The organism is Bradyrhizobium sp. SZCCHNR3119 (assembly GCF_032487775.1).
In the GTDB taxonomy this organism is placed as follows: Bacteria; Pseudomonadota; Alphaproteobacteria; order Rhizobiales; family Xanthobacteraceae; genus Bradyrhizobium.
The window spans coordinates 766129-787720 of sequence record NZ_JAUEUV010000001.1 but is presented as its reverse complement, the minus strand read 5'-3'; the positions used below and the strand labels follow the sequence as shown (position 1 = coordinate 787720).

Here is a 21592-nt window from a genome sequence, read left to right as displayed (position 1 = left end):
AACTTGATGCGTGGCGCGAGGACCCAATCCCAAGCGGTCGCTTCGGCGGTGGGTTAAGCGCGCTGAGCGGGATCAATCGGATCGTGGGTGATGAAGTCGAGGATCTCATTGGTGGCGAAGCCGATCGCCATTGGTCGTACCACGTCCGGCACCACGCCTAGATCGTAGAATTCGGTTACTGCCCCATCGATTCGAAACCAGTTCTCGCAGGTACCGGTGTCGAGATTGATCAATTGGATTCCGCACCATGGTTCGGAATCGGTCTCGGCTAACCTGCGATCCAGTGCGAGACCCTCGAAACGCTCGTAGCGAGGCTTCGATAAGCCAACGAAGGCGTAGTCGCCGAAAAACGCGAGCCCGCGCACGAAGCCGGGACAAAACGCCAGGACGTGGAACTTTGCGCCTGCTGCTGATCGTTCGATCCATCCGATCTCGCCGGTACCCGAATTAAGCACCCATAGCCTCCCGCGATAAAGGCGGGGAGAGTGAGGCATCGAGAGACCGCCGATCACTATCTCATTGGAATGCACGTCGACAACGATGCCGCCATCGGCGCGGCGGTCGCGCCAGCCATCGACGGTGTCCGACCTGCTGATCGCCGTAACGTAGCGGGGGACGCCGTCTTCGATGGCAAGTCCGTTCAGGTGACATCGGTCCTCCTTGACGATCTTCGAAATGAAGGAAGGCTTCCAAATCGGCGTGAAGCTGTGCCGTTCCGATGTAGAGGCAAGACAGTTGTAAAGCGTGTTGACGAAGACGATGCGGCCATCGCTCAGCACCCCGACGTCATGAGCATCGAGCTCGCCGGTGGTGAAGATCTGGCGCGGGACATAGCAGGCATCGTGCAGATCGTTGATCCGTTGCCCGGGCGCAAGTACGTTCTTGAACTTCAAGATCTGGAACATCGTGGCGAGCAGGATCGTGTCTCTGTCCGCGATGCAGAGTCCCATGGCCTTGTGAAAGAGGCGCTCATGGACCAAGAGCCCGCCGTCGGCGTTCTGGCCAAGCAGATAGAACTTGCCGGATTGATAGGACGAACCTGCGATGGCGATGCGGTGAGAACCGAGAAAGTCGGGCAGTCCGGGCGACATGGAATACCGAATTGCCTGCGTGCCAGCTTGGCCCTGGTCCGCGGGAGCGCGATCGGCGGGCAGAATCTCGTTTGATTCGAATGTCGGTGTATCGTCACGATGGCCCATGGACGCTGCTCCAAACGGCAGTGAACCCCGACAAGAGATAGGGCCTCTTCAGCGCGTCCAAGGTGAGCGCCTCGAAAAGGCGGGACCGCTCAAGACCCTCTGGTCGATATGGAATCGTCTACTGGTTGTCTATTTAGTTTTGACATATAAAGGTTGAATTTCCCACCCCAAAGGAGGAGGGCGGCGCTTGTCCGATCGGTCTCTATGCCGGCAGTTCGTGCTGTCGTCTTCGATGCTGATGGGCGCAGTCTTCGGCTATAGTCGCCGGGCCTACTCTGCTTGCGCCAACGTGGGCGGCTCCAATTGGGAATGCTCGGGGGCCAGCACCGCCCAGACGATTTCGGGCGCCAACGCTCACGTGACTGCGTTGTCGGGCTTCCGCATTACGACCGTTTCCTCGAATGCCCTGACGATCACTGGCGCCGGCGACCTTTCATACACCGATACGAACTTCTCTCCGTTTACCGCGACCAACGGTAACGGACTCAATATGACGACGACAGCCGGCGTTCCGGGCAGCATCACAGTCAACACCAACGGCAATATCACCGCCCTCAATTACGGCATTCGGGGCCGCAACCAGGGTACCGGCGCGCTCAGCATCACGACCAATGGCGATGTCGTCAGCACGGGTACAACCGCGGTATCGCGCGGAATCGTGGCGATCAATTTCGGCACCGATCTGAGCGTGACGACCGGCGCAGGCTCCAACGTCAGTGGCGCCCGATACGGCATTCTGAGCCGCAACTACGGAACGGGATCGACGACAGTGACGGCCAATGGCGACGTCACGGCTGTCGGCACGACGGGCACCGATTTCGCCCTCCTCGCGAGAGGGAACGCAAATGTCACGGTGACAACAGCCGCCGGAACGACCGTGAGCAGCCAGGAGACCGGGATATTTGCGCAGAGTGATGGCAACGGCGCAGTAGACATTACTGTCGCCGGCGACGTCACCGGAAGCAATGCCCGGGGCATCTATGCGAGAAGTGGAACAGGCGGATCGATTGCGATTACGGTCAATGCCGGAAGCCACGTGACCTCCAATGGTACGGGGGCGAATAGTTTCGCCATTGATACGTCGAGTCTCGTCGTCAGCCCCACCACTCTGACCGTGGCTGGTACGCTTAATGGCGGTGCTGCTGGTGCAGTTCGATTTCACGGTTCGGGGAACAGGTTAGAGCTTGATCCAACCGCTGTGATCAACGGCAACGTTCTCGGCGGCGGCAGCGATACCCTCGCGCTGGGCGGGACCGGCACCGCGAGCTTCGACGTCGCAGCGATCGGCTCCAGCCTGCAATATCAGGGCTTTGGGACGTTTCTCAAGGAGGGCAGCAGCCACTGGACCCTTACCGGCACTAACTCTCTCATTTCCAGCTTCAGCGTGAATGGTGGTCTGCTCGAGGTCGATGGTGACATGCCAAACGCCTCATTCGCCGTGAATAGCGGCGCGCTGCAACTCGGCAATGGCGGCACCAGCGGTTCGATCGGCGGCAACGTCAGCAACAACGGCATTTTTGCGATCAATCGTTCCGACAGCTACACCTTCGGCGGTGTCGCTTCCGGGACCGGAGCATTCCAACAGTTAGGCTCCGGCACGACCATCTTCACCGGCTCGAACACTTATACGGGCGGCACCACCGTCAGCGCCGGAACGCTGCAACTCGGCAATGGCGGCACCAGCGGCTCGATCGTCGGTGACGTGACCGACAACGGTATCTTGGCCTTCAATCGTTCCGACAACTACACCTTCGGCGGATCGATCTCGGGCTCGGGTGCCGTCGAGCAAAACGGCAGCGGGACGCTGATCCTGAACGGACACAGTAGCTATACCGGTCCGACGCTGGTCAACAGCGGGATATTGGACGTCACCGGGGAGCTTGCATCGTCCGTGCTCGTCAACTCCGGGGCTCGGCTCATGGGCAGTGGCACGATCGGTGGCCTCGGTGTCGCAAGCAGCGGAGTCGTTGCTCCAGGCAACTCGATCGGAACGCTCAATGTCTCCGGCAACGTATCCTTTGCTTCGGGCTCCACCTACGAAGTCGAGGCCAACGCCAGCGGGGTCGCAGATCGGATCGTGGCGACCGGCGCGGCAAGCCTCAATGGCAATGTCGTCGTCCTGCCGCAAACCGGTACCTATGCCTTCCGTACCACCTACACCATCCTCAGTGCAGCCAATGGCATCAGTGGTGCCTTCTCTGGGGTGAGCAGCAATTTTGCGTTCCTGTTTCCCAGCCTGAGTTATGATGCCAACAACGTGTTCCTTTCGTTGACCCAGTCGACGTTCTTTCCGAGCGTCGCGCGGACGGCAAACCAAATGGCCGTAGCCACGGCTCTCCAGCAAAGTTCGCCGGACAGCCCGCTTTTCGGCAGCGTGATCTTCCAGACGACGGCCGGCGCGCAGCAGGCGTTCGACGCGCTGTCGGGCGAACTTCACGCCAGCGCACGGACGTCCGTTGTCGAAGACGGTTATTACGCCCGGGACGCCGTCCTCGGTCGCTTGCGTCAAACTTCCTTCGAGGACCGTTTTGGGCCGTTTGCGAGTTTCGGCTCCGAAGGTCCGGCGGTGGCCTACGGCGACCTCGATCCATCCTCGTCGAAAGATCTGGCCTACGCCGATACGGGCAGGCGCGTTTTCCGGGCCGACAGCATTCCGTCGTTGGCCAACGCGTCCACATCGCGGGACATTGCCTGGTGGGCCCAGGGAGTGGGGGCTTGGGGCGCGCTTCGCGGCGATGGGAATGCTGCTGGTATGAGCCGACGCCTGAGCGGTTTCTTCAGCGGAGTCGACGGGAGGCTGGGCGACAGCTGGCGGGCAGGCGTCGCAGTCGGCTACACCAATTCGAGGACCAGTATCGATGTCCGTGCGAGCTCGGCCGATGTCGATAGCGCATATCTGGGCGTCTATTCAGGTTTCGGCGTGGGTGCCTGGAAGATCCGATCAGGGGCACTTCTGAGCTTCAGCACGATTGGGAGCGCTCGCGCGATCAGCTATCCGGGTTTTCTCGAACAGGCGACCGGGCGTTATGGCGCGCTCAGCTCACAATTATTTGGTGAGATCGGGTATGGTCTAAATCTCGCGGATGTTCTTGTGGAGCCATTCGCAGGTTGGTCATGGATTCATCTCCATGCCAATGGCTTCGATGAGGTCGGTGGCGTTGCCGCACTTTCCGGCTCGTCCCGCGAGGAGGATGTGGGCTACTCCGCGATCGGAGCGCGCGCGTCGGCGGTGATCGTGTTGTCGAACGGCACGGCGCTCAAGCCTTCAGCGTCGCTTGCTTGGCAACACGGATTCGGCCAGCTCAAGCCGGAAGATGACCTGCGTTTCAGAAGCACGGGTGCTGGATTCGACGTCGCCGGGCTGCCACTCGCCCGGGACGCCGCCCTGGTGCAGACCGCACTGGATCTCCGCACAAGCGCGAATGCTGTTATCGGAGTATCCTATCGCGGCAATCTTTCGACGAGCGCCCAGGATCACTCTGTCGAGGGGCACATAAAAATTCAATTCTAGCACGCATCTGCGACGACCACGCGCGAGGCGTGACGCCGTAGTCCGATCGAGGGGACCGTGACGCGATCCAGCGAACATCCTGACGCTAACCGCCTGCTCATCCGGCCGATGCGGCCGGACGAGATCGGGCTCGCGATCGACTGGGCGGCAGCCGAGGGGTGGAATCCCGGCCTTGCCGATGCCGCCTGCTTCGGGACGGTCGATCCCGAGGGCTTCATCATTGCCGAGCTCGATGGAGCGCCGGTCGCGACCGTCTCCTGCGTCAACTACGATGCGCGCTTCGCTTTTCTCGGCTTCTACATCGTGCGCCCGGATCTGCGTGGCCACGGCTACGGCCTGCGCATCTGGAACGCCGCGATGGCGCATGCGGGGGCCCGCGTGGTCGGGCTCGACGGTGTAGTCGCGCAGCAGGACAATTACATAAAATCCGGCTTCCACTATGCTTATGCCAATATTCGCTACGGCGGCACGGTCACGACTAGGGCCGTATCGCAAGCCGGCGTCGTCCCGCTGACGACTATGCCTTTCAGCGCGATCGAAGCCTCAGACGCGACCGTGTTTCCGGCGCCGCGCAGCAGCTTCCTGCGTTCCTGGATCAACGCATCCGGCCATGTCTGCCGCGCGCTGATGCGGAACGGCGAACTCGCCGGCTGGGGCGTGATCCGGCCATGCCGGCGAGGTTATAAGATCGGCCCATTGGTGGCCGACAATCGCGCCGCCGCCGAGGCGGTGCTGTCGGCCTTGCTGGCAGAGATCGGCAAGGTCGAAGTCTTCCTCGATGTGCCCGCGATCAACCGCGAGGCGGTTGCCTTCGCGGAAGGTCTCGGTCTCGCACCTGTGTTCGAGACCGCGCGCATGTACACCGGTGCGATCCGCGAGTTGCGGACGGAGCGGGTGTTTGGCGTCACCAGCTTCGAACTCGGCTGACCGGGGCGTTCCGCATTGAAAACGAACCTCTTCGCGAGCGTTGTGGCCTGGCGCGCAGAGTTGCCGCGCCAAGGGCGAAGAAGACGGCGGCGCCGAGCGCAACCGTCGCGGCGCGCGCGAGGTCGCCGGGGATGAGCATGGCATGCTGCGCGGATTCCCGGCTGAAGGAGCCGCGGGTGCGATGCAGCCGCGTCACGGGACGGTCGAGATTGTCGGTGCGGTCCGGTACCAGCGGCACGTCGGTTTGCTGTCCGCGCACCGCCTTGCGGGCGAGATAGCGGTCGAGATAGGCGGGCGCGACCGCATTGCCGAGAATGGTCAGCATGGTCTGCCAGCCGATCCAATATTCGCGGAAGCCGCCATCGGCGACGCGATAGACCGCATCGGCGATCACTTCCGGTTCGACCGGCTGGCCCATCGGCCGTGGCGTGTGGGGAATATGGGCGCGGGCCCAGTCGAATTGCGGCGTGTTCACCGCGGGCAGGTCGACCATGCAGATCGAGACGGCGGAGCGCTCGTTGAGCAGCTCGGTGCGCAAGGAGTCGGTGAAGCCGCGGATGGCGTGCTTGGCGCCGCAATAGGCGGCCTGCAAGGGAATGCCCCGATAGGCGAGTGCCGAGCCGATCTGGATAATGCGGCCCTCGCCGCGCGGACGCATCGATTTCAGGGCCGCCATGGTGCCATAGACGAAGCCGAGATAGGTAACCTCGGTGACGCGGCGAAATTCGTCCGGCGTGATGTCGGCCACGAGCGAGAACACGGTCTCCATCGCATCGTTGATCCAGATGTCGACCGGGCCAAGCCGCTCCTGCAGCCTTTCAGCGGCGGCGAACAGCGCCTCCGGGTCGGCGACATCGGCCGCTTCGTACTCTGCGTGTGCGAAGCAGCCTTGCAGCTCGCGCTGCACATCCTTCAGCGCGTCTTCGTCTCGGGCGATGAGTCCAATGCGATCGCCTGCCTGGCCGAACCGTTTGGCGATGGCGCGGCCGATGCCGGCGGACGCGCCGGTAATAATCACGGTGCGAGGTCGATTTCGAGGCATGTTTCGTCTCCAAGCGCCCCGACGACAAACGTGGATCGGCCGTCAATGTTTCGCGCGCGCGGACTGGCGCAGCTGAATCTTCGGTAAGCTCGTGCCGATGGCGTAGGCCGTAGGCCTTATGACGGTGCGTAGCGGCCAGCTTTGGGAACCGCGATGTCGTCGAAGTCCCGCGCGGGCTGCTCCGGCGGTGTCGATCAGCACCCAATGGTCGTCGCCGGCGTCGGCCGGGCCGAAGCAGACGACGTTGACGCTCGCGAGCTGCGATAGGCGACATGGGGTGCGATCTCGCGCACGCCATCGTCGCGCGCCGCATCGGCGTCGCGGTTCTCGGCCTCGGCCGATGCCGGCAGGGGGATCTGATTCACGCGCGGCCTCCTCGTGGGCATGATGAACCCCGAGGAAGCCGCAAGACGCGAAAAGGTTGCTGTTGCGGTCAGATGAACGGCGTCAGCCAGCATTCGGCTTGAGGCCCGCGGCCTCAATGCCGGCGATGGCGCAGGTCTCGTCATTGTCGGAGCTGTCGCCGGAGACGCCGACGGCGCCGAGCAGCGTCGCGCCATCCATGATCAGCACGCCGCCGGGCACGGGCACGAGGCGGCCCTGGGCCAGCGTGTTCACGGCATCGATGAAATAGGCCTGTTCCTGCGCACGCTGGAACAGGGCGCGGGAGCCGAGGCCGAGCGCGAGCGCGCCGTAGGCCTTGCCGTGTGCGACTTCACCCCGCATCAGGCTGGTGCCGTCCTGCGCGGCCGCAGCCTTGATGCAGCCGCGCGCGTCGAGCACCATCACCGCCAGCGGCTTGAGCTTCTTTTCGACGCCCTTCGCAAGCGTGGCATCGAGGATCTTGCGGGCGGTGTCGAGGGGGAGGTCGGTCATGTCGGTGTCCTTTGTGTTTCGACGAATGATGAGGTTGGTCTTACCCGTCATTGCAAGCGAAGCAATCGAGGGGTTAACAAGAAACTCTGGATTGCTTTGTCGCTTCGCTCCTCGCAATGACGAACATTGAGATCGCGCTCCGCGGCTTTCAAACTCGTGAACTACGAACGCGGTTGCGCACGATCCAAGCTCATCGCCAGAAGTTGCGCGGCGTGCATGGCAGCGCGCTCGGTGCCGTCCTGGATCTGGTGGCGGCAGGAGGTGCCGTCGGCGACGATGTAGGTCGCTGCATCCGCCTGGCGCACGGCTGGTAGCAGCGAGGCTTCGGCCATCTGCATCGAGACCTCGTAGGTGTCGGCGCCGTAACCGAACGCGCCGGCCATGCCGCAGCAGGAGGATTCGACGGTTTCGACCTCGAGCTCAGGGATCAGTCGCAGCACCTGCTCGACCGGCTTGAAGGCGGCAAAGGATTTCTGGTGGCAGTGGCCATGCAATAGCGCCTTGCCCGGCAGGGGGCCGAGAGGCAATTGCAGCCGGCCGTGCTCGGCCTCGCGCGCCAGGAATTCCTCGAGCAGTAGCGCATGCGCGCTGATGGTCTTTGCGGTGGGATCGGTGCGCAGCGACAGCAGCTCGTCGCGCAGGGTCAACAGGCAGCTCGGCTCGAGCCCGATGATCGGCACGCCGCGCGCGGCAAACGGGGCATAGGTCTCGACCAGGCGATCGAGCTCGCCTTTGGCCTGATCGACCAGACCCGCCGAGAGGAAGGTGCGGCCGCAGCACAGCGGCCGGCCGCCACCGGCCGGCTTGGGAATGTAGACGCGATAGCCGCCGGCGGTCAGCACCCGCAGCGCAGCCTCGAGATTTTCGCGCTCGTAGATGCGGTTGAACGTGTCGGTGAACAGCACGACCTCGCGGCCGTTCTCTGGTCCCATCGCCTCGACGCCGAGGCGGAAGATGTCGCGGCGGAAGGCCGGCAGCTTGCGCTTGGCGCTGATGCCGGCGAAGCGCTCCATCACCGATCGCAGCTGCGCACTGTCGTTGCGCAGATTGGCGAGCGGAGCAAAACGCGCGGCGAGGTCGGCATAGCGCGGCAGGAATGCGACCAGGCGGTCGCGCAGAGTGAGGCCGTGGGTCGTGGCGCGCGCCGCCAGCACCTCGATCTTCATCTTGGCCATGTCGACGCCGACAGGACATTCGCGGCGGCAGGCCTTGCAGGAGACGCAGAGCTTCAAGGTCTCCATCATCTCGTCGGAGGACAATGCGTCCGGGCCAAGCTGGCCGGAGATCGCGAGCCGCAGCGTATTGGCGCGGCCGCGGGTGACGTCCTTCTCCTCGCGGGTGGCGCGGTAGGAGGGGCACATCACGCCGCCTTCCAGCTTGCGGCAGGCGCCGTTGTTGTTGCACATCTCGACCGCGCCCTGGAAGCCGCGGCCCTGGCCGGGATAGGCCGACCAGTCCAGCATCGTCTTCAGCTCGCCGACGCGATAGTCCGGCGGATAACGGAACAGCGCGCGGTCGTCCATCTTGGGCGGATCGACAATGCGGCCGGGGTTGAGCGCGCCGTCGGGGTCGAAGCGCAGCTTGACCTCCTTGAAATCGGCGACGATGCGTGCGCCGAACATCTGCTCATGGAATTCGGAGCGGACGATGCCGTCGCCATGCTCGCCGGAATGCGAACCCTTGTAGTCGCGCACCATGGCGAAGGCTTCCTCGGCGATGGCGCGCATCGCGCGCACGTCCTTCTCCAGCTTCAGGTTCAGCACGGGACGGACATGCAGGCAGCCCTCGGAAGCATGCGCATACATGGTGCCGCGGGTGCCATGCCTGGCAAACACCTCGTTCAGGCGCGCGGTATAGTCGGCGAGGTGCGGCAGCGGCACCGCGCAGTCCTCGACGAAGGAGACCGGCTTGCCGGCTTCCTTCATCGACATCATCACGTTGAGGCCGGCGGCGCGGAATTCGGCAATGCCGGTCTGCAAGCTCGGCTCGACGATCTCGACCACGCCACCCCACTTGCGCGGTTCGCGATCCCAGGAGAAACCAAGATCGCCCATCAGCGCGGTGAGCTGTTTCAGCTTGGCGAGATTCTCCTCCTGCGTCTCTTCGGCGAACTCGACCACCAGGATGGCATCGGGATCGCCGCGCACGGCCGCAGAGATGATCGGCTGGAACATCGCGATGTCGCGGCCGAGCGCGATCATGGTGCGGTCGACCAGCTCGACCGCGATCGGCTTCAGCTTGACCAGATGCTGGGCGGCATCCATCGCCTCATAGAAGCTGCCGAAATGGCAGACGCCGAGCACCTTGTTGCGGATCAGCGGCCACAGCTTCAGCTCGATCCGGGTGGAGAAGGCGAGGGTGCCTTCGGAGCCGACCAACAGATGCGCCATGTTGTTGGCGGCGTTGCGCGGGGTCAGCGCATCCAGATTGTAGCCGCCGACCCGGCGCTGCACCTTGGGGAATTTGTCGGCGATCTCGGCGGCCTCGCGCGTGCCGAGCGCCAGCATGTCGCGGAATAGCGCAAGGCCGCTCTCCGGCGAACTGACTTGGGCGAGATCGCGCGGCACCTCGCCGAAATGCAGCAGCGTTCCGTCGGCGAGCGCGGCATCGATGGCGATGGTGTTGTCGCGCATGGTGCCGTAGCGCAAGCTACGGCCGCCGCAGGAATTGTTGCCGGCCATGCCGCCGATGGTGGCGCGCGAGGCGGTGGAGACGTCGACCGGAAACCACAGCCCGTGCTTCTTGAGCTGGCGATTGAGGTCGTCGAGCACGATGCCGGGCTCGACCACGCAGGTGCGGTTCTCGACGTCGAGCGAGAGCAGCCGGTTGAGGTGCTTGGAGACGTCGACGACGATGCCGCTGTTGACGGTCTGTCCGCATTGCGAGGTGCCGCCGCCGCGCGGCGTCACGATATGCCCCTCGTCGCGGGCAATCGCCAAGGTTTGCAGCGCCTCCTCGACCGTGCGCGGCACCACCACGCCGGCCGGCATTACCTGGTAGAAGGATGCGTCGGTGGCGTAACGGCCGCGGTTGAAGCGATCGAAGAAGACGTCGCCGGTGATTTCGGCGCGCAGCCTCTGTTCGAGCTTCGATGGGCCGGCTTTCGCGTGCGGCATGCGGTGTCCCTGGTCGGCCCTGGCCTTGTCGTTTGGTCTCGTCCGGGCTGGCTCCGACACCAACCCGATGTCATTCATTTATGACGAGACGTAAATAAAAATTGCATGCAAATCTAGCGCGGGAGGGCTGGATCATCCGGCTGGCGCGAGTCTGGTCGACGCCCCGGTTGCCGCGCCCGCGCCTGCGGCGGCCTCATTGAGATAGGCAATGGCGGCGGCGCCCTTGTTGCGGAGATGCAGGAAGAGGATGTCGGAAAGCTCGCTGCCGGCGCGCCGGCGCAGCGCGTCCAGGATCGCCTCATGCTCGCGCATCGCCTCGCTCCAGCGCTCGCGCTTGCGGGCGAAATTGGCGGAGTAGCGCACGCGGCGGATCCGGCCGGCCAGGTTCTCATAGCTCGCCGACAGCATCGCATTGCCTGCGGCCTGCACGATCGCGCGATGGATCAACTGGTTCATCCGGAAGTAGCCCTGCATGTCCTGGCGGATGTAGAAGCCATACATATCATGATGAAGTTGCTCGATTTTTGCGATCTCTTCATCCGAAATCTTCTCGCAGGCAAGCCTGCCTGCAAGGCCCTCGAGCCCGCCCATCAGGTCGAACAATTCGGCGATGTCGTGGGCGCCGAGCGGCCGCACCCGTGCGCCGCGATTGGGCAGGAGCTCAACCAACCCTTCAGCAGCGAGCACCTTCAGGGCCTCGCGCAGGGGGGTGCGCGACACTTTCAGCATCTCGCAGAGTTGCCGCTCCGAGATCCTGGCTCCATCGGCGATATGGCCTTCGACGATGTAATCGCGCAGCCGTGACAAGATCTCGTCATGCAAGGACATCTCGTCGCGCGCAGGCGCGTCGGTCCGGTCCGGCGCGGCGGCGGCCGGTGCCGCATCTTCTGGAATCGTGGTGCTCATTGGCCAAAATTCTAGCGGCAGTTCCGGTCATCGTCGACCATTGAAATGAATTCATTCATGGCTTGTAGTGATAATAAATGAATGCAATCTTGGGGCATCGGAACGCCGCTACCCCAGGAGACTTGCCCGTGACCCGTCATCAAGGCCGCCATTTCCTCAATATTCCGGGTCCAAGCCCGGTGCCGGAGCGAGTGCTGCGGGCCATGGATATGCCCGTGATCGACCATCGCAGCGCGGAATTCGCCGCGCTCGGCAAGGCCGTGCTGGACGGGTCGAAGGCGATCTTCAAGACCTCCAGCGACGTCATCATTTTCCCGTCCTCGGGGACCGGGGCCTGGGAGGCCGCGATCGTCAACACGCTGTCCCCAGGCGACAAGGTGCTGATGGTCGAGACCGGCCACTTCGCCACGCTGTGGCGGCAGATGGCGGCGCGCTGGGGCGTCGAGGTCGACTTCATCCCCGGCGATTGGCGCCGCGGCGTCGATCCGGCCGTGATCGAGGAGAAGCTCACTCAGGACAAGGCGCACGCCTTCAAGGCCGTGATGGTCGTGCACAACGAGACCTCGACTGGCGCCACCAGCCGGATCGGAGAGGTGCGCGCGGCGATCGATCGGGCCAAGCATCCGGCGCTGCTGATGGTCGACACCATCTCCGGCCTCGGCTCGGCCGACTTCCGCTTCGACGAATGGCAGGTGGATGTCGCGGTTAGCTGCTCCCAGAAAGGCTTCATGCTGCCGCCCGGCCTCGGCTTCAACGCGATCTCGGCCAAGGCGCGCGCCGCGGCCAAGACCAACAAGATGCCGCGCTCCTACTGGGACTGGGAGGAGATGCTGAAGCCGAATGCGAACGGCTTCTTTCCCTATACGCCCGCGACCAACCTGCTTTACGGCCTGCGCGAAGCCATTGCGATGCTGCTTGAAGAGGGGCTCGACCAGGTGTTCGCACGGCACCAGCGGCTCGCCGCCGCCACCCGCGCCGCGGTCAACCATTGGGGTCTGGAGGTGCTGTGCCAGGAGCCGAAGGATTTCTCGCCGGTGCTGACCGCGGTGCAGATGCCGCCGGGCTATGACGCCGACCAGTTTCGGAAAGTCGTACTCGACAATTACAACATGTCGTTGGGCTCGGGCCTGTCGAAGGTTGCCGGCAAGGTGTTCCGGATCGGCCATCTCGGCGAATGCAACGCGCTGACCTTGATGGCGGCGCTGACCGGCGTCGAGATGGGGCTTCGCGTCGCCGGCGTGCCGCACCGCTCCGGCGGCGTCGATGCCGCGATGAAGCTGCTGGAAGAGCGTCCCCAAGGCAATGCGGGCTCGCATCTCAAGGCCGTCGGCACCTGACCGGACTCCAGCGGCGCCGGTCTCCGGCGCCGCTTTTCTAGTGCGCCTTCAAAAATACAATCAACAAGTCGGGAGAGAACATGAGACTGCGGTTCAAGGCCACGCATGTCGTCTTGGCAATGCTGTGCGTGATGTACTTCATCACCTATATCGACCGGGTCAATATCGGTACGGCCGCAAGCGAGATCCAGAAGGAGCTGTCGCTTTCGAACACCCAGCTCGGTCTCGTGTTCTCCGCCTTCGCCTATCCCTACCTCATGTTCCAGGTGATCGGCGGCTGGGTCGGCGATCATTTCGGGCCGCGCAAGACATTGTTCTGGTGCGGCATGATCTGGGCGCTCGCGACGATCTCGACCGGTTTCGTCACCAGCCTGACCACGCTGTTCATGGCGCGGCTCGCGCTCGGCTTCGGCGAGGGGGCGACATTCCCGACCGCGACGCGCGCGATGCAATATTGGACGCCGGCGACCAGCCGCGGCTTTGCTCAAGGGTTGACCCATGCCTTTGCCCGGCTCGGCAACGCGATCACGCCGCCGATGGTCGCGGCGTTGACGGTGTGGCTGACCTGGCGTGGCTCCTTCGTGGTGCTCGGAATCGTCAGCCTGCTCTGGGGCGTCGTCTGGGTCTGCTACTTCCGCAACGAGCCGCGGGACCATCGCCACATCACCGAGGCCGAGCTTGCCGCGCTGCCACCGCGGCCGAGCGGCGCCAAGCCGCCGGTGCCGTGGGGGCCGCTGCTTAAGCGGATGTGGCCGGTGACCCTGACCTATTTCTGTTACGGCTGGGGCCTGTGGCTTTACCTCAACTGGCTGCCGCTGTTCTTCAAGAACAACTTCCACCTGGATCTGAAGAACTCGGCGCTGTTTTCTGCCGGCGTGTTCTTTGCCGGCGTGATCGGCGACAGTGCCGGTGGCGTGCTCTCCGACGCCATTCTGAAGCGCAGCGGCAACGTCCGATTGGCGCGGCTGTCGGTGACGGTGGCCGGCTTTGCCGGTGCGCTCGCCTCGCTCCTGCCGATTCTGTTCATCCACGATCTCACCTTGGTCGCGCTGTGCCTGTCGAGCGGCTTCTTCTTCGCCGAGCTGGTGATCGGGCCGATGTGGTCGGTGCCGATGGATATTGCGCCGCGATATTCCGGCACGGCGTCCGGGATCATGAACATGGGGTCGGCCGGAGCTGCGATCGCCTCGCCGTTGGTGGCGGGCTGGGTGATCGATCTCACCGGCAATTGGGACCTGCCGTTCCTGATGCTGATGGGGGTGCTTCTGATCGGCGGCGTATCGGCCTTCTTCATGCGGCCCGAGGAGAGGTTCGCGGAAGCCGACCATGCGGTCGGCGCGCCGAGTCCGGTTCCGGCGGAGTGAGGAGGAATTGAAACGGTCATCCCTCCCGGTCTTTGGGTTGACGCCGCCGCCAAGGCGGAGGACAAGCAGGGCGAATGGTGGTATGCCAGCCGCCCAATCAAATCAAAGACCGGGAAGGACGCCTATGACTCTGCATACGGGACGGCATTTTCTTCAGATTCCGGGGCCGACCAACGTGCCGGACCGCGTGTTGCGCGCGATGGACATGCCGACCCTCGACCATCGCGGCCCGGAATTCGCCGAACTCGGCTTTGCCGTACTGGCCGCGATGCAGCGGATGTTCAAGACCAGGCAGCCCGTCATCATCTACCCGTCGTCCGGCACCGGCGCCTGGGAGGCGGCGATCGTCAACACGCTTCAGCCCGGCGACAAGGTGCTGATGGCCGAGACCGGCCAGTTCGCGGTGCTGTGGCGCGGCATCGCCGACAAGTTCAAGCTCGACATCGATTTCATCCCCGGTGACTGGCGCCATGGCGCCGACATCGCGGCCATCGAACAGCGGCTTGCCGCCGACAAGGCGCACCAGATCAAGGCGGTCTGCATCGTCCATAACGAGACTTCGACCGGCTGCGTGACGCCGCCGCTCCAGGTGCGCAAGGCGCTCGACCGCGCCTCGCATCCGGCGCTGTTGATGGTCGACACCATCTCAGGGCTTGGCTCGATGGAATATGAGCACGACGCCTGGGGCATCGACGTTTCGGTTGCCGGCTCCCAGAAGGGCCTGATGCTGCCGCCGGGGCTCGGCTTCAACGCAGTCTCGGAAAAGGCGCTCGCCGCGGCCAAGGCCAATGCCGGCATGCGCTCCTATTGGGACTGGCAGGAGATCATCAACTTCAACAAGCTCGGCACCTTCCCGTACACACCGGCCTGCAATCTCCTGATGGGCCTCAATGAGGCCCTCAAGATGCTGGAGGAGGAGGGGCATGAAAACGTGTTCGCCCGCCATCGTCGGCATGGCGAGGCTACCCGCGCCGCGACCAAGGTGTGGGGGCTGGACACCCAGTGCCAGGATCCGCAGGCGCATTCGCCGGCGCTGACCGGCGTCGTGATGCCCGAGGGGCACGATGCGGATCATTTCCGCAAGGTGGTGCTGGAGAATTTCGACATGTCGCTCGGCACCGGGCTGAACAAGATCAAGGGCAAGGTGTTCCGGATCGGCCATATCGGCCATTTCAACGATCTGATGCTGATGGGGACGCTTTCGGGGGTCGAGATGGGACTCGAGCTTGCCAAGGTGCCGCATCGCGCCGGCGGCGTATTGGCTGCGATGGATGTGTTGAAGAAGCGCGAGGTCACGGCGATTCCGAAGGTCGCGTAATCCGCGCAAAGCAGATGCCCGAACATCGACGTGGAACGGAGCGGCGATCCATCCTAAAGCCGTTCTGCTCCGCATCACAGCAGGAAGTCTTGAGATGAACGCTCCCGTCACTGCCACCGAGGATCTGCTTTACGCCGTCGAGGACGGCATCGCCAAGATCACCTTCAACCGGCCGCAGGCGCGCAACGCGATGACGTTCGCGATGTACGAGCAGCTGGCCTCGATCTGCGAAAGCATCAACGGCGACCGGTCGATCAAGGCGCTGATCCTGACCGGCGCCGGCGACAAGGCGTTCGCGTCCGGCACCGACATCTCCCAATTTCGCGCCTTCAAGACCGCGCAGGATGCGCTCGACTATGAGGCGCGGATCGATCGCGTGCTAGGCACGCTGGAGCAGTGCCGCGTGCCCGTGATCGCGGCGATCGCGGGCGCCTGCACCGGCGGCGGCGCCGGTATCGCCGCGTGCTGCGATCTTCGCATCGGCACGGAAAGCACGCGGATGGGGTTTCCGATCGCGCGCACGCTCGGCAATTGCCTGTCGATGTCGAACATCTCGCGCGTCGTCTCGCTGATCGGTCCCGCCCGCACCAAGGACCTGATCTTCAAGGCGCGGCTGGTTGAGGCTCCGGAGGCGCTTGCGCTCGGCCTGCTCAACGAGATCGTGCCCGATGTCGCGACGCTGCAGCGGCGCGCGCTGGAAACCGCGCGGCTGGTTGCAGGCCATGCGCCGATCACGCTCGAAGTGACCAAGGAGGCGGTGCGCCGCATCCGCCGCACCCTGTCGCGTGACGAAGGCGAGGACCTGATCCTGCGCGCCTATATGAGCGAGGATTTCCGCGAAGGTATGGACGCATTCCTCAACAAGCGGACGCCGAACTGGAAAGGGAAGTAGTACAAAGGCGGTCTGCAACCTTATGCGAAAGTCGCGAGGTTGCAGACCGCAAGCCGGCTTGAACTAATCAAAATAAGTCCGCAGTATCCGAGCAGGGTGCAAGCGGACTCGAACCGGGGATGAAACATTTGCGCAAGATCGTCACGATCGCGGCGTTGAGCGCCGCATTGTTCGCAACTGTGCCGGCTTCGGCCGGCTGGGAGCCGACCAAGCCGGTCGAGATCGTGGTCGCCGCCGGTGCGGGCGGCGCCTCCGACCAGATGGCGCGGATGATGCAGGCCGCGATCCAGAAGAACAATCTGATGAAGCAGCCGGTCGTGGTGTCGCTGAAGGGCGGCGCCTCCGGGGCCGAAGCGCTGATGTACATGAAGTCGAGCGAGGGCGATCCGAACAAGATCATCATCGCCTATTCGCTGATCTACATGCTGCCGCTGTCGGCGAAGCTGCCGTTCGACTGGCATGAACTCACCCCGGTCGCCGTGATCGCGCTGGACCAGTTCGTGCTGTGGGACAATGTCTCCGGTCCGAAGACGGTCAAGGAGTTTATCGCCGCCGCGAAGGCCTCGAGCACGCCGTTCAAGATGGGTGGCACCGGCTCCAAGCGCGAGGATCATGTGCTGACGATGTTCGTCGAGCAGAAGACCGGCGCCAAGTTCGCCTATCTTCCCTACAAGTCGGGCGGCGAGGCGGCTACGCAGCTGGTCGGCGAGCACACCGAATCCAACGTCAACAATCCCTCCGAGAACCTGGAAGTCTGGCGGGCCGGCCAGGTGCGTCCGCTCTGCGTATTCGACAAGGAGCGCATCTCCTACACCGCCAAGGTCACGGAGACGCAGTCCTGGCACGACATCCCGACCTGCAAGGAAGAGGGGCTGGACGTGCAGTATCTGATGCTGCGCGCGATGTTCCTGCCGGGCAAAGTCACCGCGGAGCAGCAGGCGTTCTATGTGGACCTGTTCCACAAGCTGGTCCAGACACCGGAATACAGGGACTACATGGAGAAGCAGGCGCTGAAGCCGGTGTTCCTCACCGGCAAGGATATGCTGCAGTTCCTGGAGGATGACGGCGCGCTCAACAAGCAGCTGATGACGGAAGCCGGCTTTGTGGCGAAGTGATGCTCCGGAGCGCCACCCGGTGGCGGACGATGACCGTGTGAGTTGATCAATGTCTGACACCGAGATCGACATTGAAATCGACGTCGACGATCCGACCGCGCCGGAGGAGGGCTCGCCTGCCGTCACCTCGAACCGGTCCGTCGACATCGGCGTGTCGCTGCTTCTGCTCGCGCTCGCGATCACGCTCGGTTACGACAATTGGCGCACCGGCGCGTCCTGGGACGCAACGGGGCCGGAGCCCGGCTATTTCCCGTTCTATCTCTCGGTGATCCTCGGCGGCGCCAGCCTGTATGGAATAGTCGCCGCCGTGCTGTCGCGCAAGGAAGCGGGCGAGACCTTCGTCACCCGGGCCCAGCTGCGGCGCGTGCTGGCGGTGTTCGTGCCGACGCTCCTGTTTTGCATCGCGATGCAGTATCTCGGGCTCTATGTCGCGAGCTTTCTCTTGATAGCGGGCTTCATGCGGCTGGTCGGCAAGATCGCCTGGTGGAAGTCGCTGCTCACGGCCTTCGTCTTCAGCGCGGTGATGTTCGTGACGTTCGATGTTGTATTTGACGTGATCATGCCGAAGGGACCGCTGGAAGCGATGTTCGGGTATTAACCAATACTCTCACCAACCGTCATTGCGAGCGAAGCGAAGCAATCCAGAAATGAGGCGAACAACTCCTGGATTGCTTCGTCGCTTCGCTCCTCGCAATGACGGGGCAAGTGGAAATTCTGAATGGAAGCCTTAGGCCTGCTGCTGCATGGGTTCGCCGTCCTCCTGACCTGGAAGACGCTTCTCCTGATGATGGTCGGGCTCGTGCTCGGCATCTTTGTCGGCGTGCTGCCGGGGCTCGGTGGACCCAACGGTGTTGCGATCCTGTTGCCGCTGACCTTCACGATGGATCCGACCTCGGCCATCGTAATGCTGTCCTGCATCTACTGGGGCGCGCTGTTCGGCGGCGCCATCACCTCGATCCTGTTCAATATCCCCGGTGAAGCCTGGTCGGTGGCGACCACCTTCGACGGCTATCCGATGGCGCAGCAGGGCCGGGCGGCGGAAGCGCTGACGGCGGCCTTCACCTCGTCGTTCATCGGCTCGCTGGTCGCGGTGCTGCTGATCACCTTCCTGGCGCCGTGGATATCCTCCTTTGCGCTGCGCTTCGGGCCGCCGGAATTCTTCGCGGTCTATCTGCTCACCTTCTGCTCCTTCGTCGGCCTCGGCCGCGAGGACAAGCACAAGACGGTGATCTCGATGTCGCTCGGGCTTCTGCTCGCCGGCATCGGCATGGACACCGTGTCCGGACAGCTGCGGATGACGTTCGGCTCGACTGATCTGCTCCGCGGCATCAACTTCCTGGTCGCGGTGATCGGCCTGTTTGGCATCAGCGAGATCCTGCTCACGATGGAGGAGCGGCTGGCGCTGCATGGCCATGCCGCCTCGATCTCGCTGCGCACGGTGCTGTCGGTGTGGAAGGATCTGCCGAAATATTGGATGACGCTGCTGCGCTCGTCGGTGATCGGCTGCTGGCTCGGTATCACGCCGGGCGGCGCGATTGCCGCGTCGTTCATGGGCTACAATCTTGCCAAGCGTTTCTCAAAGGATCAGGCAAGCTTCGGCAAAGGCCGCATCGAGGGCGTGTTTGCGCCTGAAACCGCCGCGCACGCGTCCGGCACCTCGGCGCTGCTGCCGATGCTCGCGCTCGGCATTCCCGGCTCCGGCACGGCCGCGATCCTGCTCGGCGGGTTGATGGTCTGGGGCCTCAACCCCGGACCGCTGCTGTTCGTCGAGCATAAGGATTTCGTCTGGGGCCTGATCGCCTCGATGTATCTCGGCAATGTCGTCGGCCTGGTGCTGGTGCTGACCACGGTGCCGATTTTCGCCTCGATCCTGCGGGTGCCGTTCGCGGCGGTGGCGCCGATGATCGTGGTGTCCTGCGCGATCGGCGCCTATGCGATCCAGAACGCGATGTTCGATGTCTGGCTGATGCTCGGCTTCGGCGTGGTCGGCTATGTCTTCAAGAAGATCAAGATTCCGCTGGCGCCGTTCACGCTGGCGCTGGTGCTCGGCAGCCGCGCCGAGGACGCGTTCCGGCAATCGATGATCATCTCCAGCGGTGACATGCGCGTGTTCTGGTCGAACGGGCTGGTCGGCACCATCACGACGCTCGCGATCCTGCTGCTGTTCTGGCCGCTGATCGATCGCCTGGTCGCCGGCCTCAAGATGCGGAATCCGGCGGCGAAGGTTGAAGCGTAATTCGTCGTAGAATTGTCGAGGGGCAAAGCAGCCGCCGTAAGGCGGCTCGGCCCAGGCCTAGTGGATGGTCGCGGGCCGGCAGAAAATAGCAGGGCTGACGTCCTCGTCGAAGTTATCTTCAAGAAGTCCGCCGGCAGCTTCCAGCGCAGCCATGTTGGCCTGACGGGCCGCGTCCATTGCCGCGAGAAAATCCTTCAGTTCTGTTGCGCTCATGGACCGGCTCCCGGGCGGAGCCAGCCATCGATTGTGGCCGGCTCCATTGACGAAAAGAGCATATCGCGGTCCCGGAACGACCTCAATCTGGCCAACTCTGAAGTTCGGGCGTGGTGACATTCGGGCCACAGCGGGAAGCGGGCCCGCTTTTCGTCACATTGCAGCCGCTCAGACCACCCGATGCAGTCTGAGGTCGGCGATCTCGCCATCGGTGAAGCCGAATTCCGAGAGGACGTCTTCGGTCTGCTCGCCGAATTCCGGCGGGCGAGCGGCCATCCGGCTCGGCGTGCGCGACAGCGTGAAGGGCTGCGCGACCAAAGTAATGTCGCGGCCCTCCTCATTCGGCACAGGCTGCGCCATGCCGAGGTGCTTCACCTGTGCGTCCTCGAACACCTGATCGATGGAGTAGATCGGGCCGCAGGGGACGCCGGCGGCATTGAGTTCGCTCACCCATTGCTCGGTGGATTTCGTCACCGTGTGCTGATCGATCGCAGCGTTCAGCGCGTCGCGATTCTTCGAGCGCGCGGGCGCGGTGGCGAAATCGGGATTGTCGATCCACTCCGGCGCGCCGAGGGTCTGGCAGAAGCGCTCCCAGATCCGGCCGCCCGTGGTGGCGATATTGATGTAGCCGTCGGAGGTCCTGAACACGCCGGTCGGGATGCTGGTCGGGTGGTTGTTGCCGGCCTGCTGCGCGACGTCCTTTTCCATCAGCCAGCGCGCGGCCTGGAAATCCAGCATGAAGATCTGCGCCTGCAGCAGCGAGGTCTGCACCCATTGACCTTCGCCGGAGACATCGCGCTCCAGCAGCGCGGTGAGGATGCCCATCGCGCAGGACAGCCCGGCCGTGAGGTCGGCGACGGGAATGCCGACGCGCATCGGGCCTTGGCCCGGGGCGCCGGTGATCGACATCAGCCCACCCATGCCTTGCGCGATCTGATCGAAGCCCGGCCGCTTGTGATAAGGGCCGTCCTGGCCGAAGCCGGAAATGCTGCCATAGACGATGCGCGGATTGACCTTGCGTACACTCTCGTAATCGATGCCGAGCTTGGTCTTCACGTCGGGCCGGTAGTTCTCGATCACGACGTCGGCTTTCGCCGCAAGGCGCATGAACACCTCGACCCCGCGAGGATCTTTCAGGTTCAGCGTCATCGCCCGCTTGTTGCGGTGCAGGTTCTGGAAATCGGCACCTTGGCGCGGACCGCCCATGGACTCGCCGCCATTCTCCATCATCGCGTCGATCTTGATGACATTGGCGCCCCAGTCCGCGAACTGCCGCGCGCAGGTGGGACCGGCGCGGACCCGGGTCAGGTCGAGCACGGTGAAGCGGGACAGGGCCTGCGAAGCGCGCGGGAAAGCCATGGACGAGGACTCCGGAAGACGCGAGACCGGATTGTATAGGAGAGGGTATCGGGCTCGGCAATTGCCGGGGAGCGATGCCTGCGCGAACGCCTATGTTGCTGGTGCAGGGCTGGGCAGCGAGCGTTCCTAATAGGTTCCTGCGAATTCGGTTCAACCTCGCGCCGCGTGCGAGGAAAGGGAG

The 21592-nt window shown here is 63.8% G+C and carries 17 protein-coding genes; 9 read left to right on the top strand and 8 right to left on the bottom strand.

Annotated features, from left to right (window positions below; genetic code table 11):
- Positions 1 to 53: 53 nt before the first annotated feature.
- A complete protein-coding gene (locus QX034_RS03605) occupies positions 54 to 1199 on the bottom strand; it encodes a TIGR03032 family protein (protein WP_315704493.1) in 1146 nt (381 codons plus the stop codon).
- 187 nt (positions 1200 to 1386) lie between these two features.
- Between QX034_RS03605 and QX034_RS03600 the strand changes: the two genes are divergently transcribed.
- Entirely contained in the window at positions 1387 to 4710 is a 3324-nt protein-coding gene (locus tag QX034_RS03600) for an autotransporter domain-containing protein (RefSeq protein ID WP_316195012.1), read from the top strand.
- 108 nt (positions 4711 to 4818) lie between these two features.
- On the top strand, positions 4819 to 5637 hold the full coding sequence (locus QX034_RS03595) for a GNAT family N-acetyltransferase (protein ID WP_316196045.1): 819 nt from the start codon (positions 4819 to 4821) through the stop codon (positions 5635 to 5637).
- On the opposite strand, the gene QX034_RS03590 is transcribed toward QX034_RS03595, so the two are convergent.
- The 5 genes from QX034_RS03590 to QX034_RS03570 all read right to left on the bottom strand — a co-directional run bounded on the left by QX034_RS03590 (position 5615) and on the right by QX034_RS03570 (position 11577).
- The gene (locus tag QX034_RS03590; RefSeq protein WP_315768550.1) at positions 5615 to 6679 is read right to left on the bottom strand and encodes an SDR family oxidoreductase; all 1065 of its coding nucleotides are present in this window, start codon (positions 6677 to 6679) and stop codon (positions 5615 to 5617) included. The genes QX034_RS03595 and QX034_RS03590 overlap by 23 nt on opposite strands.
- A gap of 194 nt (positions 6680 to 6873) precedes the next feature.
- Complete coding sequence (locus QX034_RS03585; protein ID WP_315704490.1) at positions 6874 to 7044, bottom strand: hypothetical protein; 171 nt, start codon at positions 7042 to 7044, stop codon at positions 6874 to 6876.
- A gap of 82 nt (positions 7045 to 7126) precedes the next feature.
- Positions 7127 to 7555 carry a GlcG/HbpS family heme-binding protein gene (locus tag QX034_RS03580; protein ID WP_315704489.1) on the bottom strand — a complete coding sequence of 143 codons (429 nt, stop codon included), beginning with the start codon at positions 7553 to 7555 and terminating at the stop codon, positions 7127 to 7129.
- Positions 7556 to 7716: 161 nt separating this feature from the next.
- Positions 7717 to 10671, bottom strand: coding sequence for an FAD-binding and (Fe-S)-binding domain-containing protein (locus QX034_RS03575; RefSeq protein WP_316195011.1), 2955 nt, complete (start codon positions 10669 to 10671; stop codon positions 7717 to 7719).
- 132 nt (positions 10672 to 10803) lie between these two features.
- On the bottom strand, positions 10804 to 11577 hold the full coding sequence (locus QX034_RS03570) for a GntR family transcriptional regulator (RefSeq protein WP_315704487.1): 774 nt from the start codon (positions 11575 to 11577) through the stop codon (positions 10804 to 10806).
- A gap of 128 nt (positions 11578 to 11705) precedes the next feature.
- On the opposite strand from QX034_RS03570, the gene QX034_RS03565 reads away from it, so the two are divergent.
- The 7 genes from QX034_RS03565 (at position 11706) to QX034_RS03535 (ending at position 19839) form a co-directional block, all read left to right on the top strand.
- Positions 11706 to 12914, top strand: a complete 1209-nt coding sequence (locus QX034_RS03565) for an alanine--glyoxylate aminotransferase family protein (RefSeq protein ID WP_315704486.1) — start codon at positions 11706 to 11708, stop codon at positions 12912 to 12914.
- Between the two features lie 80 nt (positions 12915 to 12994).
- On the top strand, positions 12995 to 14278 hold the full coding sequence (locus QX034_RS03560) for an MFS transporter (RefSeq protein ID WP_315704485.1): 1284 nt from the start codon (positions 12995 to 12997) through the stop codon (positions 14276 to 14278).
- A 124-nt stretch (positions 14279 to 14402) separates the two neighbouring features.
- Complete coding sequence (locus tag QX034_RS03555; protein WP_315704484.1) at positions 14403 to 15596, top strand: pyridoxal-phosphate-dependent aminotransferase family protein; 1194 nt, start codon at positions 14403 to 14405, stop codon at positions 15594 to 15596.
- Between the two features lie 94 nt (positions 15597 to 15690).
- Complete coding sequence (locus QX034_RS03550) at positions 15691 to 16488, top strand: enoyl-CoA hydratase/isomerase family protein (protein ID WP_315704483.1); 798 nt, start codon at positions 15691 to 15693, stop codon at positions 16486 to 16488.
- A gap of 119 nt (positions 16489 to 16607) precedes the next feature.
- On the top strand, positions 16608 to 17603 hold the full coding sequence (locus QX034_RS03545; RefSeq protein ID WP_409977578.1) for a Bug family tripartite tricarboxylate transporter substrate binding protein: 996 nt from the start codon (positions 16608 to 16610) through the stop codon (positions 17601 to 17603).
- A gap of 49 nt (positions 17604 to 17652) precedes the next feature.
- The gene (locus QX034_RS03540) at positions 17653 to 18201 is read left to right on the top strand and encodes a tripartite tricarboxylate transporter TctB family protein (protein ID WP_315704482.1); all 549 of its coding nucleotides are present in this window, start codon (positions 17653 to 17655) and stop codon (positions 18199 to 18201) included.
- Positions 18202 to 18321: 120 nt separating this feature from the next.
- Positions 18322 to 19839, top strand: a complete 1518-nt coding sequence (locus tag QX034_RS03535; protein WP_315704481.1) for a tripartite tricarboxylate transporter permease — start codon at positions 18322 to 18324, stop codon at positions 19837 to 19839.
- A gap of 57 nt (positions 19840 to 19896) precedes the next feature.
- Here the strand turns inward: QX034_RS03535 and QX034_RS03530 are convergent, their stop codons facing one another.
- Together QX034_RS03530 and QX034_RS03525 are read right to left on the bottom strand one after the other, a co-directional pair.
- Positions 19897 to 20052 carry a hypothetical protein gene (locus QX034_RS03530; RefSeq protein WP_315704480.1) on the bottom strand — a complete coding sequence of 52 codons (156 nt, stop codon included), beginning with the start codon at positions 20050 to 20052 and terminating at the stop codon, positions 19897 to 19899.
- A 168-nt stretch (positions 20053 to 20220) separates the two neighbouring features.
- Complete coding sequence (locus QX034_RS03525) at positions 20221 to 21411, bottom strand: CoA transferase (RefSeq protein ID WP_315704479.1); 1191 nt, start codon at positions 21409 to 21411, stop codon at positions 20221 to 20223.
- Between the last annotated feature and the right edge of the window lie 181 nt (positions 21412 to 21592).